General features: G+C 39.1%; 5 protein-coding genes. All 5 read right to left on the reverse strand.

Annotated elements, in window-relative coordinates; genetic code table 11:
- Positions 1–53: 53 nt before the first annotated feature.
- Positions 54–1,616: a fatty acid--CoA ligase gene (locus AC1DOS_RS06880; protein ID WP_477536898.1), complete on the reverse strand. Its 1,563-nt coding sequence runs from the start codon at positions 1,614–1,616 to the stop codon at positions 54–56.
- A 470-nt stretch (positions 1,617–2,086) separates the two neighbouring features.
- Entirely contained in the window at positions 2,087–3,070 is a 984-nt protein-coding gene (locus tag AC1DOS_RS06885) for a LacI family DNA-binding transcriptional regulator (RefSeq protein WP_477536899.1), read from the reverse strand.
- Positions 3,071–3,161: 91 nt separating this feature from the next.
- Positions 3,162–3,992, reverse strand: a complete 831-nt coding sequence (locus AC1DOS_RS06890) for a carbohydrate ABC transporter permease (protein WP_477536900.1) — start codon at positions 3,990–3,992, stop codon at positions 3,162–3,164.
- A gap of 216 nt (positions 3,993–4,208) precedes the next feature.
- Positions 4,209–5,111: a carbohydrate ABC transporter permease gene (locus AC1DOS_RS06895; RefSeq protein ID WP_477536901.1), complete on the reverse strand. Its 903-nt coding sequence runs from the start codon at positions 5,109–5,111 to the stop codon at positions 4,209–4,211.
- Positions 5,112–5,266: 155 nt separating this feature from the next.
- Positions 5,267–6,000 (reverse strand): extracellular solute-binding protein (locus AC1DOS_RS06900; RefSeq protein WP_477536902.1); only part of this gene is annotated, 734 nt, incomplete at its 5' end.

Here is a 6,000-nt window from a genome sequence, read left to right on the forward strand (position 1 = left end):
AAACACGAAATTCTCCTAGCTACCTTCATCAAAGCTAGGAGAATTCATTCATTTTAGTAGTTTACGCTCTCTATGAGTTGTTGTTCCCGCAGCAGGAATTTCTGAATTTTCCCGCTCGCATTACGAGGAAGTTCATCGACAAACTGATAGTGTCTCGGGCGTTTATATCCAGCTAAGTTGTCATTGTTTTTACAGAACTTCTCAAGTTCATCTGCAGTTAATGATGGGTCTTTCGTTACAACAAACGCAAGCACCGATTCCCCCCACTTCTCATCGGGAATACCAAGAACTGCTACATCCTGAACAGAATCGTGTTCATGTAATACATCTTCTACTTCTCGTGGATAAATATTTTCACCACCACTAATGATCATATCGTCCACACGGTCCGCGACATACAAATAACCATCCTCGTCCATGTAACCTAAATCACTAGAGTGGTACCACCCTTTGTACAGCGCTTTTTTAGTTGCTTCTTCGCGATTGAAATAGCCTGCCATCATGCAAGGTCCTTTGACGATAATTTCACCGACTTGCCCTGGTTTTAATACTTGTTCCGGTTCAGAAGGTCCATCCTCATTTGGCTGTACTATCCGAATTTCATGATTATATGCAGGTTTTCCAGCAGATCCCACTTTCGTTAGCTGTTCATCTTCGGCAAGGAACGTGATTGCAGGTCCCATTTCAGTTTGACCGTATGCTTGAATTAAATCGATTCCTAAAATGTCTTTCACTCGTTTTACAAGAACTGGTGCCATCGGAGCAGCACCGTATAAACCGCGTTGCAACGACTTAACTTTAGACGCGGCCCCTTCCAGTTCCGCCATCATGCTCCACATGGTTGGAACCGCGAACATTACGGTAACCTTCTCTTGTTCAACTGTCTCGAGCGCAGCCGCTGGATTAAATTGATGCATAATGATACTTGAAGCTCCAACTTGAACACGTGGAATGACACAACAATGCAATTCAGCGCAGTGGAACATTGGTGCGATGACAAGACCTACATCGTTTTTAGTACAATTTAATACGGCTGTGCAAATCATACTTTGCTCTGCCATGTCCCGGTGGCGGTGAATTACCCCTTTAGGTCGGCCAGTCGTTCCACTCGTATACATAATGGCATACRTATCCGTTTCACTTACTTCAACTGCCGGATTTTTCACTGGAGCTTTGCCAACTTCCTCATGGTAATTCTTTGCGAAAAACGGTGTTTCTTCATTAATAAACCAAAATTGTGTATCAGGAAATTGCGATTGAATGGTAGCCACTTGATCTTTCAATAACTCTTCAAACATCACAACTTTTGGCGTGGCATCATTTAAAATATAAGTAACTTCTTCAGACTTTAAACGGAAATTGATGGGATTGAAAATGGCACCGATTTTGGCACACGCAAATAACGTCGTCGGAAGTTCACTTGTATTAAATAGGAAAGTCGAAACACGGTCTCCTTTTCCAACACCTGCAGCTGTTAAAGCATTCGCCAAGCGATGCACGTCATCTCGCCACTCCCCATACGTCCAACGCTGACCTTTTTTCAAATCAACAAGTGCCTCTTTGTTCGGAAACTTACTTACAGTCTGATCAAAAATACTCCCTAACGTCGCATACATATCCCCAGCCCCCTGTTACATTAATGAATCAATATTCATTTCTATTACTACTTACAATAATGTCAGATTAGAAGGAATATTACAATAATTTATTTTATCAGGTCTTGTAACATTCGAAGAAACTATTTAGGGMTCCAAGAAAATCTCGTTTCCAACTTGGCTTCTCTTTTTTCCAACTTGGCGCTCATATTTTCCAACTTAGCATTCGCTCATCGAAAATCCCAACAGAAAAGCCCACTAAGCGATAGCGTGTGGGTCCATTCAAGAACTTTTCTCTTAAAATAACACGAGTCAAGCCTAATTCATTAATATTTCCAACTTTATGGTTCAAAACCTATTATTACTACTTTTGACTACCCGTCAAAAGTCTTTTCTGTTGGTGACACCTATAATTACACAAAAACCACTCTAATACTTCTTTCCAAATCCACCAAAAAAGGGTCTCCCGCGTTAACGGGAGACCTTCTTGGTTATTTCACTGATTTTCTAACAATCAATTCAGTCGAAAGCTTGTAATAGGGATTCACTATTTGACCTGATAGTTGTTGCAAAATCAGATGAATGGCTAATGCGCCCGTTTCGTATTTTGGCTGCTTGATTGTAGTTAATGGTGGTGTGGTGAATTCTGCGAGCTGAATGTCATCGAACCCAATGATGGAGATGTCACCTGGTACGTTTATTTTATTTTCTCTAAATGCTTGCAAGCCGCCAACGGCCATCTCGTCATTCGCATAAAATACGCCACTTGGTAGGTTTCCTTGGGCAATCAGAATTTTAGTAGCTCGATAACCGCCTTCTCTAGTGAAATCTCCTTGCATGAGCCATTTCGTTTGATGAAGTAAATCATGATCACGGAGAGCAGCTTTAAAGCCGCTATATCTCATTTCACTATCATGAGCGTTTTGTGGTCCACTTATAAATGCAATGTCTTTATGACCATGTTGAATTAAATGTTCGGTCGCATCATACCCACCTTGATGGTTATCCACTTCTACTTGAACGACATGATCAATCGACAACTGACGATCTAATAATATTATCGGAAAACCTTTACGTGCTGATTGAATGATGATGTCGTCTGAAATATTATGAGCTAAAATAATTGCCGCATCGACGCGCTTCTCTCTAAGGAACTTAACTGCTGTGGATTCAGCCCCACCTTGAGAACTACAAGCAATTAAGTCATATCCATTCGTCATCGATACTTCTTGCACACCTTTAGTGAGCTCTGAGTAAAATGGTCCTGCTAAATCGCTAAGAATTAAAGCAATGGTATTCGTTTTCGTTCGCTTTAAGTCAGAGGCAAAACCGTTTTTTCGATAGTTTAATTGTTGAGCTGCTTCCAATACTTTATCTTTGGTTGCTTGGCTAATTCTCGTACTATCATTTAAAGCATAGGATACGGTTGAAATTGCAACTCCTGCGAGCTTGGCCACATCTTTGATTGTTGCCATAGCTACTCCTCCATTCAATCTTTACATCTATTAATTACTGTTCCTTCCTAAATTATACACGTTTGAAAGCAAGTCATTCAGTCATTTTTTATTACTTAAGACCGGATGTGGTAAATCCTTCGACGATATACTTTTGGAATAACGAAAATACAATAATAATCGGAATGACCATGAAGGCTGCTCCTGCCATTTGAAGAGCAAAGTTATTTGCATATTGACCTTTTAGTAAAGACAAACCGACTGATAACGTATAAAGAGATTCATCATTTGCAATGATTAACGGCCATAAGAAACTGTTCCATGCTGCAATAAATGTAAGAATTCCTTGGACAGCAAAGATTGGCTTAGATATCGGCATAATTAATCGGAAGAAAATATAAAACTCGCCTGCTCCATCTAACCTAGCAGCTTCAATAAGATCGGTTGGAATCGTTGCCATGAACATTCTAAACAAAAAGATACTGAATGCCGCGGCAAGTCCTGGCATCACAATACCAAGCATCGTGTTAATAAGACCCATTTCATTTAATAGGAGATACACAGGAATCATCGTAACTTGTCCTGGAATCATCATCGTCGCAAGTACTAAGTAAAATATTTTATCTTTCCCTTTGAAATTATATTTAGCAAAACCATAACCGGCCATTGCGTTGAAAAATAATCCAACAAACGATAGCGCGACAATGATTAAAGTGTTTTTCAAATAAATACCGAAGTTCATATTCGTAAATAGACTTATATAATTATCTAAAGTCGGGTTTTCTGCAAATAATGTTGGTGGCATTTGTAATATTTCACTTTCAGGTTTGAAAGAACTCGAAATCATCCAAATAAAAGGCAACGATACGATTAACCCACCAATAATCAGCAGGATCGTCACGACCCATCGTTCAAAGGTATGTTTTGATTTTTCTGAAGGCATTGGATCTCACTCCGATACTGATAGATTTATTAAGAAAAGCGGAAAGCGCCAACTAGCACGATACCATGAAATGTAGAACTGGCCTTTTAAATCAGGTAATAAGTGAAAGATAGGCTAGCTAGCCATTTTGTACAACTTGGAGTTCTACTTCGTCAACCCGGAACCCCACTTCGTCAACCTGGACCATATAGTCATCAACTCATCGGTACTTTCCTTTTAATAGTCGACATCACTTTTCTTCAACTTGAATTGCAGCAATGTCACAATGATGATGACAATAAACAGCACAAATGATCCTGCTGCGGCATAGCCAAACTCACTGAATTGGAAACCTCTTTGATAAATAAACAATGCCATTGAGACGGTTCCATCAAGAGGACCACCTTGGGTCATGATAAATGGTTCTTCGAAGAACTGAAGCCATCCAATCAAAGTTGTAACCGTAACGAAGAATATGGAGTAACGTAATAGCGGAATGGTAATGTAAACAAGCACTTGCCATCTTTTAGCGCCATCAATTCTAGCCGCTTCATAATACGAATTTGGAATCCCTTGAAGTGCTGCTAAGAAAATGATCATGTTGATACCGATCCCTTTCCACACGGCAAGCACAATAAGAGATAGTTTTGCCAATACCGGTTGCTCTAACCAAGGAACTTTATCTACATCTACCATGGAAAGGACGTAATTAAATAGCCCGTACTCTGTGTTATAAAGGAAACCCCACACCACAGCAACTGCGATGATATTTGTAATAGCTGGCATAAAGTACACGGCTCTGAAAACCGTAAAAATTAAGTTTTTCCCGTAATTAATCAGTAAAGCAATACCGAGTGAACTGATGATCACGAGCGGAACGCCAATTACTACGTAAAATAGCGTGTTAAAAACTGCTTTATGGAAGACGGTATCCTTTAATAATGTGGTGTAGTTTTCTAAGCCAATAAAGTTAATACTGGACCAGTCAGCTAACCCTTTCAGATTCAAGTCAGTAAAACTAATAACAAAAGCAATTGTTATCGGAATGAGGCTGAATAAAATAAGAATGAGTAACGCTGGTGCAATAAAAAGATAAGGATGACGATTTCTCATTGTAGTCTTGAGCATTTGGTTTAACATTTTACCCCACCTACCTTTACAATCTTTCACCTTTCGACAAAACAATCTTGAAAAAATAGGTAAGTGATCATTGGTTCATCACTTACCTATCATTTGTGCAGGATCAACCTGATGTCTTTTAGGAGATTGTCAATCTATTTTTAACCATTCTAGCTTTATTTAATCATACCTTTTGCTTTTTCATCTAACCCTTTAAGTTCTGTTTCAACATCAGCACCACCACTGATAACTCTTTCAATAGAAGCAAGTAATTCTTGGACGATTTTTTCCCACTCTTTAATTTGAGGTGCACCTTGTGAACTTTCAAGTTGCTCACCAAATGTTGCATACATTTCATTGTCTGCTAGTTTCGGATCTTGCCAAGCTTCTACACGAGAAGGAAGTGTGTTTGATGTTTCCATCCATTCTAACTGAGTATCCACTTCATTCATATAAGAAATAAAGTCTAATGACTCGTCGACCATTTCAGAATTGTGGAATACAGAGAAGTTCGCTCCACCAATACTTGATAGGTTGTTTTCTTTTTCTGGCATTGTTGCAACTGCCCATTTACCTTCTAAATCAGGCGCTTGATCGTTTAACACATTAATCATCCACGGACCACTGAAGAAGATTGGTTTCTTGCCGTCTTTAAAGGCTTGTACAATATCAACGCCTTTTGCTGGTGAACTAATTCCTTCTTTAAAGTAGCTAGTGTAATAGTCCATTGCCCCTTTAAATTCAGGAGAAGAGAAATTAGGATTTTTTGCATCGAATTCAAATCCATTTTGCCATGCAAAGATAAATGGTGTTACTTGATCATTTAAATCAATGTCCAGTCCATAAACATCGTCACCAGATTTAGAAAGTTTAGAAGCAGCATCTTTTAGTTCATCCCATGTAGCTGGAG

This window comes from Paenisporosarcina sp. P5_A11, assembly GCF_056400705.1.

What these genes read in the sequence shown, in the direction of transcription:
- AC1DOS_RS06885 (WP_477536899.1), bottom strand. Translation starts at nt 3,070, where the DNA reads ATGGCAACAATCAAAGATGTGGCCAAGCTCGCAGGAGTTGCAATTTCA.
- AC1DOS_RS06890 (WP_477536900.1), bottom strand. Translation starts at nt 3,992, where the DNA reads ATGCCTTCAGAAAAATCAAAACATACCTTTGAACGATGGGTCGTGACG.
- AC1DOS_RS06895 (WP_477536901.1), bottom strand. Translation starts at nt 5,111, where the DNA reads ATGTTAAACCAAATGCTCAAGACTACAATGAGAAATCGTCATCCTTAT.